Raw genomic sequence first — 15461 nt, 5'->3', positions numbered from 1 at the left:
GATTGCTAGTAATAAGAACTATGGTAGTGATTATTAGCACCGTCATTATTTTCTACCATATCCTGTTTTTATCATAAACCAATCAGCTAGCTTATATGGAAGAATACTTTGTAGCCTTATCGCAAGCTGTAAGATTAAAGGAAAGCGGATATAGGCTTTACGTTTATTTATTCTTTTACAAATGTAGGTAGCTGCTTTTTCTGTAGATAAAAGAAAAGGTTTAGGTCTTGTGAATTGTCTACTCATATCTGATTCAACAAAACCCATGGTGATAACTGAGATATTAACATTAGTTTTATGGCAATATTGTCTTACAGATTCAGCATATACGCGTAAACCAGCTTTGCTTGCACAGTAGACTGGAGAGTATGCCATCCCATAGTATGAAGCTAAAGATGAGAAATAAACAATATGCCCAGTATTTGATTCTAACATCTGTGGCAATAGGTAGTTAGTTGCAGCTATTGCTCCATTTAAATTTATTTTTAATAAGTTGTTAGAGTGTTGTAAATCTTCAAATTGATTGTTGCTAATAACCGATGTAATTCCAGCAGCATAAATACATAAATCAATTACATATCTGGATGTAATTTCTTGTAAAGTTTTTATGAATTTATCAATGTTTCCTGTATCACAAACGAAGTATTCTACACCATCAGCCCCAGCTTTTTCACATAGGTTTTGGGTGGTTTTTAGATTGTCTTCGTTACGCGCGATTAGAATCAAAGAAGTATTTTGTTTAGCAAAATTGATAGCTAATTGTTTCCCTAGTCCTCGAGATGCGCCAACAATAAGAACATTCATCTTAATTATTCTCCAATATTCTATGTGTTACAAATGGAACAGCTATGCTTATCCCATGTTTGCTATAGAAGCCACCATTAAATTGATTATGATCTAATAAGTATTTCCTGAAATTTTGAACTAGCTGCTTATTTGGTTTTTGCGGGTTTATCCAAAAGGTATTAAGAGGTTGTGTAGCTGTTAAACCTTCAAAATTATATATTGCTCTACCTAAGGCTTTTGTAGCTTTGTCATGAGACAAAGATTGTAAGCCTACAGTACTATTGATAACCACGACTCCTAGTGAGTTATCAATAAGAGTTGGTAAATGTCCGCCATCTAATACAAGTACTCGTTTTTTCAGAGAGGGTAAGGTTTTTAATTTTCTTTTAATATGTTTTATGCTATTTACCAATAAAGTATCTAAAGGATGAATTTTAAAAACTAGTAAAGTTTCTTTAGGCGCATTACGTTCAAAGCTTTCTAAAATTTCGTCTATCATACATAAGGTAGAATCATAGTCTGAATGTTGTATGATTTGAAAATCATGACTTAATTGTAAAGGAACTAAAAAGAAAGCTTTATTTTCAACATACTTTAATTGCTTAGGTAGAAGAAATTTATCTGTAATAATTTTTTTACTAAAACGTTTCATCCAACCAATATATTCTTGATAAATTTTTGCTTTTCTATGATGCTGATAGTTTCGAAAGCTTAAAAATGTTAGGGCATTGATTAAGTGGTAGCTTAAATCCCATCTTAAACGAGTAAATAAAGAATTCTGTATCCTTATTAGAGGATAATTTTTTACCGGTTTATATGTTTGAAAAAAATCTTTAGTTTTAGGGATTTTGCTATAAGCATTTGTACCTGAATTATATTCTAAAGTAACTGTGTCAGGTCTTAGATAACCTTCTTCAAAGATCCAAATATTGATATTTAGTGATTTAGCTATTTTTGTTGCTTTAAGATGATAAGGGCGGCAGTCTCCTAATAATAAAATATCTGTTATGTATAGGTTTTTAAAAGTTGCTTCTATAAATATATCAAAATTTTCTAAAGTCCCTTTATAAGTAATTAATTCAAAATCCCACCATAAACTATCACCTTTACATAATTGTAATTTATAAACTTTACTATAACCTTTTTGACATAATTCATGAGCAAGTTCATTAAAAAAAGGAGAGATTGGTCCTTGTAAAAATAAAAAATTCCTTTCGTAAGGTATTACTGTAAGCTTTTTGTTTTCAAACGAAGCAGGTCTGTTTAGGGTTTTTTGCATATACTTATTTTTTACCTATGCTCGAGGATAATAGTGACTATCATGCGTAAAATCCCGTACATCGCACTCAATATAATAAATATAGTCATTAGGCTATACCAAGTTCTTGGGTACTTAGGAGTATCTGGTAAAGTTGGTTTCATAACTTCAACTAAGAAGCTTTGTTGCCTAGAGGTATCAATTTTTGAAGCTTCAAAGGCCTGTAATGCGGCTTTATATTCAGCCATTTTAAATTCAGCATTAAGCTTTAACCATTGATAATCTGAGACTAAGTCTTTGATACCAGCCTCACTTTGGTCAATATCGCTTTTTTCATTAAGAAACTCAGCTCGTTCCTTTACTAGTTGAGTCTTTATAGCTTGTATTTCTTGTTCAATAGATTTAACTTCAGCAGATTCCTCATTTAAATAAAGTTTCGTAGAAGTCAATCTTGTTTCAGCTTCTGATAATTTTCCTTGTAGTTCACTAACAACAGAAGATTTTGTTGCAAAGGATCCTTCAGGATCTACAATACCTTTGTTATGTTGAAAGTTAATAAGTTCTTGTTGAGCATCTAAAGCTTGTTTTTTGACTATTTCTAGTTGCTCCTTACTAAAATCCATCCTATTTTTTGCTAGAGTTTGGGTTATATAGTCAATAGCTTTTTGACTATTTTTAACTATTTCTTTTAGAATATTTTGTGCTTGCTCAGGAGTATAGCCTTGAGCATTAATAGCAATTGCATTTGACTCCGGATTATAATTAAGTTGTAGCATACTATCGTAATAGTCCAAGAAGTTTTGTTTATCAGCACTACTGCTTAATCTAGATATAAAATCGATATTTCTATTTTGGTAAAAAGATTTAATATTTATATCTTTTTGTAACAAGTCAAGCATTTCGGGTGATAACATATAGTCTATTAATAAGTAGCTATTAGAAGTATTTGGGGATGTTCCTCCAAAGAAACTACTAATTGAGCTATCAACCATAGAAGCCGAGTCATTTTGTCTTAGAGAAACTATAGCCGAACTTTCGTACCTTGGCGTAGCTATCAATAGGTAGTAAAAAGCTAAAATTATTATTGGTATTATAACAAAAGAAAAAAAAGTGTTTTTCTTAACAAATTTATATGATTTTCTAGAGTTTTCTAAAAGCTTTTCTTTATTTAAACATTTTTTGTGCTTATTAGTTTGTGCTAAAAAATTATGTTTAAATCTTCTATATCTTTTTTTAAAATCTGATAGTGTATTTTTCATATTTTGTTTCTTCTTACTGTGTTTATTTTTTATACTCGGCTATAGCATCATCAATGTCTTCATATACGGTGAAATGTCCATCTTTAAGAAGCACACCTATATCAACGTTCTTTTTTAGTTCTCCCATACTGTGAGAGACCATGATTATGTTTGACTTTTCTCTTTTCTTATCAAATTCAGCTTTTGCTTTACTCTTAAATGAAGCATCACCAACTCCAGTAACTTCATCTACAAGGTAATAATCAAAATCAAAAGCCATAGATAAGCCAAAATTAACTCTACTTTTCATGCCAGAGCTATATGTTTTTACAGGCATATCGAAAAATTTACCAATTTCGGCAAATTCACGCACAAATTCGGTGATTCTTTTTCTTTCAGCAGGAGTTTTATTGTAAATTTGGCACACAAATTTAATATTTTGGGTAGCAGATAAACTTCCTTGGAAACCAGAGGAGAGGCCAACTGGCCAAGATATTGAGCAATCTGTTTGTATTTTTCCGGAGTTTGGATATTCTATGCCTCCTAAAAGACGTAATAGAGTTGATTTACCAGCTCCATTAGCACCTAGTAACCCTATACTTTTATTTTCAGGAAACGTATAAGTCATATCCTTTAGTATAAAATGTCTTTGTTTTTTTATATTGTAGTATTTTGTTACATTAACGAGCTTAATCATATTTGTGGTTACCTTGATCTATCGTTCATTAAGATATTTTCTCTAGAGGTGAAATATACGCCAACTCCTAAAAATATAACGATAATAGTTAGCCCAAAAACATATTTATAACTAAGATATATAGACATATAACTTGGGTTAAAAGCAGAGCGAATAAGTTCAATAACTTGAAATAAAGGGTTAAAAGAAAGGTAATAAGCAATATTGTTTGGTAGCTGCTCTAAGCTAAAAAATATTCCAGATGTAAAAAATAAAAACCTAAAAACAACTCCCAAGAATTTATCTAAATCTATATAATAATAAGACATAATTGCTATGCACAAAGAGGTCCCGAATGCTAGTCCAAGCAGCATTATAAGAGCAAAAATTATTCTAGCTGGGTAATATATAGTTGAATGAGTATTCTCAAAAAAAAGTATTATAATAAACGAACATATAAAAGCCACACATATTGAGATTGTTGTTTCTAATAATATTCTTGAAATTATGACATCAAAAATTTTAACTTGTCGGTAAGTAAGTAAAGCCTTATTTGCAGATATTGCCTTTGCACATGACATAACAGCTTTTTTGAAGTAGAAAAAAGGCACAATACCTGTTAGTAAAAAAAGCAATATAGGCATATCTCCAGTATTTCTACCCAAAAAATAAAAGATGCTAGCTAGTATGAGCACAAATAATAGCGGCTCTATTATTAGCCATGCGTAACTAAAATAACTCTCATCAAAACGAGTAGTCATTTCACGGTTCAACAGGGCCCAAATTACTGCTTTTCTTTCAATTAGAGCTTCTTTTACACTGATATTCATTTTTAATTACCTTTTTTGTATTTTTCTACTAATTTTAAGAATTTTAAAAAATATTAGTTTACATTTTTAATTAATTTTGTTAATATATAATATTACTATAGTCAAAGATTAATAACTTTGTTATTGTAACACTATTATTTACATTGTAAAATAGGCGACTAAATAGATTTTAAGTTCTTGGTTTGTAACTCAAAATATGAAAAGTGGTCTTAAGATACGAACGTTTATTCTTGGTTTTTTATTGTGTTGCTTATTTTTTATTCCACTTTTTACATATGCTGAAGTTGGTTTATTAACACAACAGTTGGCAGAAGATGCCGAGGGTAATTTCACAGCTGCTAGAAATGGTAACCAAAAAAGTAAAGATCCGACAGAAAATATACCAACGCCTCCGCCGATAATACAAGATCAAGCTGGTGGTAAGTACTCTAATAAGGTTTTAGATGTGGCACATTTGGATCAGTTGGGTAATTTGCAAGTTTTTGGTGAGAATTTATTTAGTCATCAATGTTTAACACTTCCTAAGATGGCATTTTATAATCCTGATTATTTGATTAGTCCAGGAGATAATCTTTCACTATCTTTATGGGGAGCTTATGAATATGTTTCAAATAGTACAGTTGACAGTCAGGGTAATATTTTTATTCCAAAAGTTGGTCCTGTTAAGGTTGCCAACACCCCAAATAAAGAGCTAAATGATGTTGTTAGTACAGCTCTAAAGAGAACTTTTAAAAATAATGTTGTCGCTTATGCTAATCTTCTTGGGGCGCAACCAGTACAAGTTTTTGTAACCGGGTACGTTGCTAACCCTGGTCTTTATGATGGTATGTCGTCAGATTCTATATTGTATTTTTTATGTAAAGCTGGGGGGATTATTCCAGAGCAAGGTAGTTTTAGGAAAGTTGATTTAGTCAGAAAGGGTCAAGTAATTGCATCTATAGATTTATATGATTTTTTGTTAAAAGGAACTATTCCTTTTTCACAATTACATCAAGGCGATAGTATAGTTGTCAGACCAAAGGCTGACTCTGTAACTGTACTTGGTGAAGTTAAAGTTCCAGCAATGTATGAGCCATATAATGGCAGTTTTGGTATCAAACAATTAATAAAGTTAGCAGGAGTCAAACCCAATGCCACTTATGTCTTGATTGAAGACAGTAGCGGTGTTGAGCCAACAAATAATTATATAGCGTTATCTGACATTACAAATCAAACTTTAAAGCCAGGTGAAAAAATCACATTAATGTCGGACCAAAATATTAAAGAGTTAACAGTTTCTATAAATGGTGCAATATTTGGACCGCATCAGTTTGTAGTTCCAATTGGGACAACCTTAGAGGATATTGTTGGTAGGCTTAAATTTAGATCTGATGCTAATCGTAAAAACCTGCAATTATTCCGAGAAAGTGTCGCTGCGGCACAAAAGGCAGCTATTAATTCTAATTTGGACTATTTAGAGCAGCAAGCTTACACTAAAAGCTCATTAACTAAAGATGGCCTTATCATGCAACAGCAGTATGCAGGATTAGTATCAAGCTTTGTTGCAAAAGCAAGGCAAGTTCAGCCTAAAGGTCAAGTGATTGTAGGGCCTGAAAACAGGTGGGAGCATATAGCTCTTCAAAATAATGATGTTATTAATATCCCTAACAAAAATCAAGTGATTACAATTAGTGGACAGATAATGTCACCAATGGCAGTTAACTACAATGAAAAGTTTAGTATCGAGGACTATATTAAACTGGTTGGTGGGTATACACCATCAGCAGATAAAGGGTACATAATATTGTTGCATGAAAATGGCATAGCAGAGCAAGTCAATTTGGGATTTTTCTCATCATTATTGCCTTGGTCAGTTTATCCTCAGCCAGGAGATCAGATAATTGTACCTAATGAAGGTATGTCTGAAGCATTACCAATACTGGCTACGATTTCGCAAATTGTATTTCAGATTGCTATTGCTGCAAGAGTGTTTATTGCGCCTTTTTAGGTTGGAACTATTTAGTGTTTTGAAATTACTTTGGAGAGATGAAATGAGTTATTCTGTTAGAGAAGCTAAACCAAAAAACATAAATAGACTATTGATAGTTGGTCATGAGATGTCTAATTATGAAACTGTTGAATCTTTGCTTAATCAAAGTGGTATGAAAGAGGCTGAAGCTCTTAAAAAAGAAAGAATTAATGCTAAAGATGTTTCATCCATTATAAAAAAAGCAAATAATATTGATGAACAGTCATACGATAGATTGGATGTTAATCCGATTTGGAATGGCTTAGCTATGGATCTTATGATTAGTAATATGAATAATAAGCTATGGGGATGGTCTGATCCTCAAGCAATTTCATTGCTTGAATATTGGAAGTCAGCTGATCCGAATCTAGGCTTTGTGCTTGTATATAATTCGCCACAAAGTTTTGTCAAGCGATTGTTTGATAGTGTTGATAATATTTCTAATGAGGTATTACAAGATAAGATATCTGATTATATTGAGTATAATGAGGCTTTGCTACAGTTTTTTTACCAAAATATTGAAGAGTCAGTATTGGTAAGCTCGGAACAAGTTGGGCATAACGCTAAAGAGTATATAGAGCAGCTAGAGAGTCAGTTGTCACTGGTAAATATTTCCTCGACTAATGCTGTAGTAAATGTACTTGATATGGAAGGTATGGGTTCAGGTGGTGATGAAGTCAGTGACTACCTTATTGAGCAGTTAATCAAAAAAAATACACAGCTTGTCGATATGTTTGATGAGCTGCAATCTGTGGCTGTACTGCCACAAGGTTATGCAGATCATGGCAATAATGATGATCAAGAATTTATTGTTAATGCTCTGATTAAGAGGAGTAACGATATTAAGGTTGTTAAAAACCTTGAGATGAAATGTCAGCAAAATGAAAAGCAACTACAAGCATTGAATGTTGAAAACTCTAGCATAAAAGAGCAGAGAAATAACATAGGTATGAAGTTGAAGCAGGCTAGTGATGAAAATGAACTTCTGATGGGAAGCTTATTTCAAGTGCGGGAAGAGCTGGAGAGGTTATATGGCGATAAAAATGCGGCAAAATCACAGTTTCAGAGCTTAGAGAAGCAAAAGAATGATATTGAAAAAAGGTTAAATAATGTTGTAGAGCAGACAAAATTATTAACGGAGCAAAATAAAAAGATAGATGAGGCTAAAAAGAATTTAGACATTGAATATAAGCAAAAAATTTCTCAGCTGGAGCAGAAATTTAAACAGCAAAATAATGTTTTAGGTTCTAAAAATAAGTTAGAAAAAAATGTGAGAAAATTAGAAGAAGAGAATAATTTATTGTTATCTCAACTGTTTAATGTTCAAGAAGAGTTGGAAAAAGCATATCTCTTGAATAGTAAGCTTGGAGCAAAAGAATCTAAGCGGCAATTGCAATATGGTGCTGCAGAAAGAGTTAGGGGTTACCTAAGTTATAGGTTAGGAATAGTTATGATGGAAAACTATAATAGTCTGTTTGGTTTGATTAAAATGCCATTAAAATTGCTGCTGGAAGTAAAAAAGTTTAAAAAAGATCAGAAAAATAAGCCTAAACTTCCTCCACTTCATACTTATGCTGATTATTATAAGGCTGAAAGAGTTAAAAATCATCTGACCTATCATCTTGGTAATGAGATTATGCACTGTTTTAGAACACCGTTGGGCTTAGTTAAATGGCCTTTTGCAGTAAGAAAAGCATTTAAGAAATATGCTAAAGGTAAGGCGTGATGTTAAAAACTAGATTAGCAGAGAAATTTTCTGTTAAGTGATGGCATACGGGTTTAGAATAGTTGATACATTTGAGTATGGTTTTCTAGGTCTTAAGTTAGCAATATATGTCAAAAATTATAGCGGTGTATATGATGGTATATCTGCTGGAAAGGTGTGGGTAAAAATTGAGGGTAGGCTTAAAGATGGAAGATGATAAAAATACAAAATTAATGGTAGATGTTGAGAATTTAGCGAAAGAAAAAGAATCATTGCAGAAAGCTCTTGCTGACGAAGATAAAAAAATATCTCAAAAGGATGGAAGTATTCAAGATTTTCTTGATAGTCATGGGGTATATATTCCTGAAGGATGTTTGAATACTCTCAGCTATGAAAATAAGATAGAAGTTATTACATCTTATTGCATGAAGCAGAGTGATGTTTTGGGATCCATTGATGCATTTGTGCTTGAGAGTGAAGTAAGTGATGAAGAGAAGTTCGATATCTGTTGCTCTTTTGCGACAAAAATTAAAGAATATGGTGATAGAAATCAAGGCGTTAGCTATATGAACAATGCGAGATATTTCTTAAGTGATAAAGATCAAGAGAGAGAAAAACAGTATAAGAAGCTAATCAAGCTTGCAGTTTTATTTGATGAGGTTGCATTAGCTGTTGATTTAGAGATGGAATACAGTTCCCAATTTTGGAATTTTGCGGATGATATTAATAGAAAGGTATCTGAGGAATATAAAAAAATACGCGCAGCGAGTTTTAGTAAGCAAGAACATGGGCAAGCTCTACTAATAGACTATATTGAAAAAAATGTAAAAGATGGGGAAGGTTTTGGTAAAACTTTAGTTGAGATTGGCACAACGAGAGAAAATGTTCCTGGTCAAGGGTCGACTCTACAACTAGCAAGACTATGTAAAAGAAAGGGTATTAAGTTTATTACAGTAGATATGGATGCACACAATGTACGATGGGCAAGCTTTCTTTCTAAAAAGTATGACTTAAACATAAAAGCTGTCACTAGGAAAGGAGAAGAATTTTTGAAAAATGATATAGAAGATTTTGATTTTGTATTTTTAGATGCTTATGACTTTGATCATGGTGGACATAGTAGTTTAAGACAGTCTAGGTATGAAAAATATTTGGATGGCAAGATCGATGAAAAAAAATCACATAAAATGCATTTGGAATGTGCAAAAAGTGTAGTAGAGAAACTAAAAAAAGATGGGGTTGTCTGTGTTGATGATACTTGGCAAGATGAGGTTGGGGCTTGGATGGCGAAAGGAGCCTTGGCAATTCCGTATTTAATTGAAAAGAATTTTAAAATATTAGAGCAAAAAAATAGGGCTGTTTTAATGAGGTATAAAGATAGATGAGAAATAAATACATTGGAATAGATCTAACTTCAGCAGTTGCTCATATGGAATGTGGGATGGTAATAGCATTGAAAAGAATTATTTCAGCTTTGCCGTGTAAAAAAAATGACATTAATTTTATACTTTTTTGTACAGAAAAAAATATAAACATGTATGATAATTTAAAAAATATAAAAATAGAAGTTTTAACAACTGATATTGAATATTACCATAATAATATTAATTTCATAGATGTTTTACATTCACCATTTAATAAGGTCGACAGAAAAATAGATGGTGCTTTAAGTTTATTGACTAAATATGATTTAATCCCACCTCGTTTTATTAATGATTTTAGAGAAGATCAAATTGTTAATAGTATTGAGTCATGTCATGAAGCAGATTATATTTTAACTTCAACTGAGTTTTCAAAACGTGATATACATTGGCAAACAGATATAGATGAAAACAAAATAGAAGCAGTTTATTTACCAGTAGAAAAGAGCATTCTTGGAGTAAATAAACCTAATGTAGACTTAAGTAAGCCGTTTTTATGTTATCCCGCTGCTGGTAGAGCACATAAAAATCATGAAAATCTTTTTAAGGCTTTTTCGAAAATTAAATCAGATGTCAATTTAGTGTTAACTACTGGTGAGAAAAATGTAGCAAACAATAAGTTTAATTATTTAGAGAAACTTACTGCTGAGTATCATTTAACAGGTAGAGTGCATGTTTTGGGCTGTTTAACTGAAGAAGAGTTAAACTATATTTATAGTCATGCTTTAGCATTAGTTTACCCAAGCCTATCTGAAGGATTTGGTTTGCCGCTAGTAGAGGCTATGACATTTTACCGTCCAATTCTGTGCTCTTATTGGAGTTGTATGCCAGAAATTGTTGGGGATATTGGTATATACTTTAATCCCAAAGATCCAGATTGTATAGCTAGGACAATAGATGACTTTTTAAACTCTGAGTATATCGTTAATGTAGGTTCATATGATAGACAATTAGAAAAGTTTAAAAAGAATAAAATTGGAGAAGAAATGATTCAGTTTTATAGTCAACTGGTGTACAAGTCTAAAATATTGAATTTACGAAAAAAAAGAAATAATGAAATAAAAGGTATGCTGGCTATTAAGCATATAATGATTGAAAAGGAGTTGTATTCAAAAGAATTACTTTCATATACTGAAGAGTTTGTATTATTAATGGATTGTTCAAGACTACTGGGAACTAATAATGTTTCTGGTATTTCTAAATATATTTTTAAATTATTTGATGTATTAAGTAGCAAACTTGGTTCAAGATTTATACCTTTTTATGATGAGAATGCTAGAGGTTTAGCAAAAGATCTTGATATAAGAACACGGTTTGTTTTAAATAATGATAAAGAATATAATTTATATCATAAAGGTTATGCAATAAATTTGGCTAAATCTATTTCTAAAAATATAGTTTATTTTTCTCCATACCACCCCTTACCTAAATTAAGAGATAAAGATTTTTCGTATGTTATTACAATATTCGATATTTTTCATTTAACTAGGTTAGATATATACCCAGAGCAAAATAAATATTTTACAAATGATATAGTGAAATCAATACTAAAAAATGATGAAGTAGTTTGTATTTCAAAACACACTGCAACAGAACTGATAAAATACCAAGGTTATAAACACCATGTTTCAGTCTCATTTTTATTAAGTATGAATGATATGATAGAGGAAAAGAAATACAAAAAGAAAAATTTACCTCAAATATTAATTCCATTTCAAAATGATCCAAGAAAGAATTTTAGATTGATGTTGGAATCTTATTATGAATATCTTAAAATTGGTGGTGTGAATAGCAAACTTTGCATATTTGGTAAAACTAATCTTTTATCAGAGGATGATAAAAAGCTAATTAATGAAATTAATAAACATGTAAATGTTAAATTAGTATTAACACCATCTGACATTGATTTAGCGAAGCTAATTTTAGATTCATCTTGTTTCTTATACCTTTCTGAACTTGAAGGTTTTGGTTTACCTCCCCTAGAAGCCATGGTTGGTGGGTGTGCATCAATTGTTTTGGATAATACTGCATTAAGTGAAGTTTATGATGGTTGGCCATTTAAGTTAAGCTCTAACTCATCGAGTATTGAGGTGGCGGCTAATATTAAAAAACTACTTCATAGTGACGAAAATTACATAGTAAAAGAAATTGAAAAGGTAATATCTAAATACACTGTGGAGAATTTTTTAAATTCTCATCTAAGTGCATTTTATGAAGCAATGAGGAGGAAAAATGGAAACTAGAGAAGCTAGAAATAAAAAAGAAATAGATTGTGCTATTAGTGAAATAACTTCAAATAATGCTTTTAATAAAGAAGTTAGTATTGTTGTAGTTCCTCAACTTCAATTATCTACTTATGTTTTTTGTGTATTGAATCATAATATATCTTTAATAAAAGGCGCAGTGATAGTAATTTATCCAGTAGCTTTTGAGATGCCCAAGCTAATATATAATTCAAGTAAAAAGTTTTTCTCATTAGATGTGGTTCAGTTTCATGAAAGACATCAAGATGGTGCGATATATTTACTAAATAAAATTAAAGATAATAATCTCAAGCTTCATTCAGTTGTGTTGCATCCATTTGCTGGCAGCATTAATCGAGAGATATTAGATCAGATTTTACAACGAGACATAAAGGTAAAATATTATTTTTATGCAGATGGGTCAAGAAATAATTTTAACTTAGAGTGGAATAGAAATAACGAAGAGAATATGATTGATATTGTTGCAAAGAAAAAACAATTTACTTCAGTGTATTCATTTGGTTATGATACCTCTGATACGATTGAGACGAAACGGAATCTAAGTAAAATAACAGTTATAGACTATGGATATATGGACTTTATTTTTACGCATTTTAAGCATAATATAAAATCTAATTTAGAAAAGAATAAAAAATATAATTTAGTATTATCTAGATATTGGGGAAGAGATCCATATCTGTTTAAAAATGATGATTTGCAGGTGAAAGCTTATTGGAAGTCTATAGATGTGGCCTTATCAAGCAAACAGAATGATATAATATATAGAGGAGATAATAGATCAACAGTAGTTACATTGGCAAGTTCAATTATTGATAATGTAAAACTAATTGATTTTTCATCAGTATTTGCTGTTCAGAATACTAGACATGAGCGTTTGTTAATGGAAAATTTTATTCATGAAGAACCTAATTTTTTAAAAAAAATAGTTTTAATTTATGTGTTTGACAGTAGTTTTCCTCTTATTTTTCAGTCAAAAAAACTATATAAACTATTGCCATATGATACTGTTATTGTGGTTGGTTTTGATTATGAGAGTGTATTTAAAGATTCTACTAATAATACTTTAGCTGTGATGATGAGAAGAGTTGCTACTCTTATTTATGATTTGCTGAATTTGAATATATTTCGTATATATGACAAAAATAGGTTAATCACAAAAGATATGGTTAATTCATATCATGATATTCTAAAATATTTTAAGGATAATGATGGATTTTTTTATATACAAAAATCTTAAATAAACATAAGGAATGAAAATGAAAAAAGCAATAGTAACAGGAATAACAGGTCAGGATGGGGCATATTTAGCAGAGTTACTTTTAAGTAAAGGTTATGAAGTATATGGAACATATAGAAGAACAGCATCGGTGAACTTTTGGAGAATAGAAGAGTTAGGTATAAATAATCATGCAAACCTTCATTTGATAGAATATGACCTTACAGATCAAGCAAATAGTATTCATATGGTACAAAAAATCCAGCCAGATGAGATTTATAATCTTGCAGCACAAAGTTTTGTGGGAGTATCTTTTGACCAGCCATTAGCAACTGCACATATTACAGGACTTGGTTGTGTGCATTTGCTAGAAGCAATAAGAATAGTAAACCCAGAGATCAAGTTTTATCAAGCAAGCACTTCAGAGATGTTTGGATTGGTTCAAGAAGTTCCTCAAACAGAAAAAACACCTTTATATCCTAGAAGTCCATATGGTGTAGCTAAACTTTATGCTCACTGGATGGTTGTCAATTATAGAGAGTCTTATAATATTTTCGGGTGTAGTGGAATTCTTTTTAATCATGAGTCTCCATTGCGAGGCCAAGAGTTTGTAACTAGAAAGATTACTGATAGTGTTGCTAAGATAAAGCTTGGAAAGTTGGAATGTTTAGAGTTGGGGAATATGGATGCAAAAAGAGACTGGGGATTTGCAAAAGATTATGTAGATGGTATGTATCTTATGCTTCAAGCTGATAAACCCGACACATATGTATTAGCAACAAATAGGACAGAAACTGTTAGGGATTTTGTAACTATGGCATTTAAAGCTATTGATGTTGAACTAGAATTCCAAGGCGAAGATGAAAATGAAATAGCAATAGATAAAGCTACAGGTAAAACAGTAGTAAAGGTTAATCCTAAATTTTACAGGCCTTGTGAAGTTGATTTGCTTATTGGAAATTCTGCTAAGGCAAAAGAAGTATTAGGGTGGGAACCAAAATGTACACTAGAAGAGTTGTGTGCCATGATGGTAAAAGAAGATCTTAGAAGAAATAAAATAGGTTTTAGTTTTTAGCATTATGAAAAAAGTTTTAATAATTGGTGTAAGTAGCTTTACAGGCATTCATTTGTCCAAATATTTGTCAAGTTTTGGGTATGATGTATATGGTACGTCCCTTTCTAGTGAGGGTGAAAAAAAATATATATGTGATATAACAATAAAAACTGACGTACTAGCGATATTAGATAAAGTAAAACCTGATTATTTAATACATTTATCAGGTATCTCTTTTGTAGCACATGGGAATAATGAAGATTTTTACAAGATCAATACTATTGGTACTACTAATATACTTGATGCTATTTTAGAGTTGAAGTTGAATCCTTTAAAAATTGTGCTAGTGAGCAGTGCTACTGTATATGGGAATCAAGGGTTAGAGGTGTTGGATGAAACTTTATGTCCAAAGCCTGCTAATCATTACGGGGCAAGTAAATATGCTATGGAGTGTTTAGTATCAGAGTATTTTACAAAACTACCGATTATTATTACAAGACCTTTTAATTATACTGGAGTTGGACAGGCTGAATATTTTTTGATTCCAAAAATTGTTAAACACTTTAAAGAAAAAAAAGAAGTCATTGAGTTGGGTAATTTAGATGTTAGTCGTGAATTTAATGATGTCAAATTTGTATGTGAGGCTTACAAAAGGCTTTTGGAGTCTATTTATCATTCTGAAGTTGTAAATATTGCTTCAAATAAAGCTATTAAGCTTTTAGATGTAATTTCTATGATGAATGATATAGCTAGCTATGAGATAAAAGTAGAAGTAAATCCTACACTTGTGCGTTCTAATGAAATTAAATCTCTTACTGGCAGTGAATCGAAATTATTTTCTTATGTTGGTGCTATTAAACAAAGAGAATTTAAAGAAGTTCTTAAAGAAATGTATGATGAAGGTTGATAGATTTGTGATTCTTTACCAAATGGTTTTTAAAATATGGTTTAGATGATATTGTGTTCTATGCAAAAACACGATAAGAATATTTTTTAATAAAATTT

General features: G+C 31.1%; 13 protein-coding genes. 8 read left to right on the top strand and 5 right to left on the bottom strand.

Annotation, left to right across the window (positions count from 1 at the left end):
- Positions 1 to 45: 45 nt before the first annotated feature.
- Genes E4K63_RS06590 through E4K63_RS06570 form a run of 5 tightly spaced genes read right to left on the bottom strand, consistent with a single transcriptional unit; the run spans position 46 to position 4788 of the window.
- Complete coding sequence (locus E4K63_RS06590) at positions 46 to 804, bottom strand: SDR family NAD(P)-dependent oxidoreductase (protein ID WP_133942338.1); 759 nt, start codon at positions 802 to 804, stop codon at positions 46 to 48.
- A gap of 1 nt (position 805) precedes the next feature.
- Positions 806 to 2065, bottom strand: coding sequence for a capsular biosynthesis protein (locus tag E4K63_RS06585; RefSeq protein ID WP_133942339.1), 1260 nt, complete (start codon positions 2063 to 2065; stop codon positions 806 to 808).
- 11 nt (positions 2066 to 2076) lie between these two features.
- Complete coding sequence (locus E4K63_RS06580; RefSeq protein WP_133942340.1) at positions 2077 to 3303, bottom strand: KpsE/RkpR family capsule polysaccharide export protein; 1227 nt, start codon at positions 3301 to 3303, stop codon at positions 2077 to 2079.
- A 22-nt stretch (positions 3304 to 3325) separates the two neighbouring features.
- The gene (locus E4K63_RS06575) at positions 3326 to 3979 is read right to left on the bottom strand and encodes an ABC transporter ATP-binding protein (protein WP_133942341.1); all 654 of its coding nucleotides are present in this window, start codon (positions 3977 to 3979) and stop codon (positions 3326 to 3328) included.
- 8 nt (positions 3980 to 3987) lie between these two features.
- Entirely contained in the window at positions 3988 to 4788 is an 801-nt protein-coding gene (locus tag E4K63_RS06570) for an ABC transporter permease (protein WP_133942342.1), read from the bottom strand.
- Positions 4789 to 4984: 196 nt separating this feature from the next.
- Here E4K63_RS06570 and E4K63_RS06565 point away from each other — a divergent pair, with 196 nt between their 5' ends.
- Genes E4K63_RS06565 through E4K63_RS06530 form a run of 8 tightly spaced genes read left to right on the top strand, consistent with a single transcriptional unit; the run spans position 4985 to position 15363 of the window.
- Positions 4985 to 6775, top strand: coding sequence for a polysaccharide biosynthesis/export family protein (locus E4K63_RS06565; RefSeq protein WP_133942343.1), 1791 nt, complete (start codon positions 4985 to 4987; stop codon positions 6773 to 6775).
- A 43-nt stretch (positions 6776 to 6818) separates the two neighbouring features.
- Positions 6819 to 8522 carry a hypothetical protein gene (locus E4K63_RS06560; RefSeq protein ID WP_133942344.1) on the top strand — a complete coding sequence of 568 codons (1704 nt, stop codon included), beginning with the start codon at positions 6819 to 6821 and terminating at the stop codon, positions 8520 to 8522.
- 40 nt (positions 8523 to 8562) lie between these two features.
- Positions 8563 to 8718, top strand: a complete 156-nt coding sequence (locus tag E4K63_RS06555; protein ID WP_166666915.1) for a hypothetical protein — start codon at positions 8563 to 8565, stop codon at positions 8716 to 8718.
- Complete coding sequence (locus tag E4K63_RS06550; protein WP_133942345.1) at positions 8708 to 9886, top strand: O-methyltransferase; 1179 nt, start codon at positions 8708 to 8710, stop codon at positions 9884 to 9886. Before E4K63_RS06555 ends, E4K63_RS06550 begins: the two co-directional genes overlap by 11 nt.
- Positions 9883 to 12165: a glycosyltransferase gene (locus tag E4K63_RS06545; protein ID WP_133942346.1), complete on the top strand. Its 2283-nt coding sequence runs from the start codon at positions 9883 to 9885 to the stop codon at positions 12163 to 12165. The genes E4K63_RS06550 and E4K63_RS06545 overlap by 4 nt, the downstream gene beginning before the upstream one ends.
- Entirely contained in the window at positions 12155 to 13423 is a 1269-nt protein-coding gene (locus E4K63_RS06540) for a hypothetical protein (RefSeq protein ID WP_133942347.1), read from the top strand. The genes E4K63_RS06545 and E4K63_RS06540 overlap by 11 nt, the downstream gene beginning before the upstream one ends.
- 19 nt (positions 13424 to 13442) lie before the next feature.
- Positions 13443 to 14477, top strand: a complete 1035-nt coding sequence (gene gmd / locus E4K63_RS06535; RefSeq protein ID WP_133942348.1) for a GDP-mannose 4,6-dehydratase — start codon at positions 13443 to 13445, stop codon at positions 14475 to 14477.
- Between the two features lie 4 nt (positions 14478 to 14481).
- A complete protein-coding gene (locus E4K63_RS06530; protein WP_133942349.1) occupies positions 14482 to 15363 on the top strand; it encodes an NAD-dependent epimerase/dehydratase family protein in 882 nt (293 codons plus the stop codon).
- Positions 15364 to 15461 lie beyond the last annotated feature (98 nt).

Origin of the sequence: Allofrancisella inopinata (assembly GCF_012222965.1) — a bacterium.
GTDB lineage: Bacteria > Pseudomonadota > Gammaproteobacteria > Francisellales > Francisellaceae > Francisella > Francisella inopinata.
Note: the sequence above shows the minus strand (reverse complement) of the source record. Positions and strands in the feature narration are given on the sequence as shown.